Here is a 1,345-nt window from a genome sequence, read left to right on the forward strand (position 1 = left end):
GATGACGTAAAATTGTTTGATGACGTAAAATTGTTTGTGTACCAAGATTTGTAGCCTTGTCGGACAACAAAAAAGTAGGGTATCCTCGGGGTTGCTGAAGCCACCAGAGAAAGGACCCTACCGATGACTAATATACCCGAAAACATGCTCACTAATCTATTTGAAAATCTTGTTACTCAGTTTGTACAAGACAACCTTGAGCGCATTATGCGTGCTGAGATCGCAGCCTTCATGGAAACAGACGAGTCCGGCCGGCACAACAGTCGCAATGGCTATTACAAGCGCACCCTTCACACGAAATACGGGAACATAGAGGAGTTGTCAGTCCCACGGGATCGTAATGGCCTATTTCAAACCCAAGTCTTTGAACCGTATCAGCGCCGTGACGGCTGGCTGGAGGAAGCCGTTATCCAAATGYACAAAAGTGGAATGGGCACCCGCGACGTCGCTCGCTTCATTGAAAGCATGTTTGGCAGCCACTATTCCCCCACCACGGTGAGCAACATTACCGCTACCGTACTCGAGGACATTAAAAATTGGCAAGCCCGGCCGCTTCAGAAACGTTACTCCGTCATTTACTTAGACGGGCTATACATCAAGTTGAAACGCAGCACGGTGAGCGGAGAGGTCATCTACTTCGCTATGGGTATCGACGAAGACGGACGACGCCAGATTCTCGGTTTCTACATCGGTGGCCAGGAGAGTTCTAACGGGTGGCGCGAGGTGCTGAAAGATCTCTACAGCCGAGGGGCCAAAGAAGTGCTGCTCGGCGTGTTCGACGGCCTTCCCGGATTGGATGAGGCTTTCCGGGAGACCTATCCGAAAGCTGACGTGCAGCACTGCATTGTACACAAGGTCCGGGCGACTTTCCCTAAGATCCGTGTTGAGCATAAGACTGACGTGATCAACGATCTGAAGATGATCTACAATGCGAAAGATCACGACTTGGCTCTCGCTGCTTTCGACACGGTTAAAGACAAGTGGGGCAAGCTTTACCCGAAAGAGATGAAGTCCTGGGAGAGTCAATTGTCTACCCTGCTAACGTTCTACAAGTACCCGGAAGCGATTAAGAAGGCGATCCACACTTCGAATGCCATCGAGCGAATGAAMAAAGAAYTCCGAAAGCGGCTCAAGCCCATGAACAGCCTGACGAACATGGATGCGGCTGAGAAGGTCGTCTACTTGCAAAGTATTGAATACAACGAGATGTATGCGGAACGCATCATACCCGGATTCGGTATGCCGGAAGTCAAAAAGAAGCTTACTGAGATGTTCGAGAGACGCTATTCACAATCTAACGATTAACCAATAACTCCCAAATCTATGGTGGGGCTGACCCCCTACC

1 protein-coding gene is annotated in these 1,345 nt (G+C 49.8%); it reads left to right on the top strand.

Going from position 1 to position 1,345, the window contains the following annotated elements:
- Nucleotides 1-123: 123 nt before the first annotated feature.
- Nucleotides 124-1,305: an IS256 family transposase gene (locus AC1DF0_RS31920; protein WP_477577569.1), complete on the top strand. Its 1,182-nt coding sequence runs from the start codon at nt 124-126 to the stop codon at nt 1,303-1,305.
- The last annotated feature ends 40 nt before the right edge of the window (nt 1,306-1,345 follow it).

The sequence above is a fragment of the Paenibacillus sp. 05T425 genome (genome assembly GCF_056396205.1).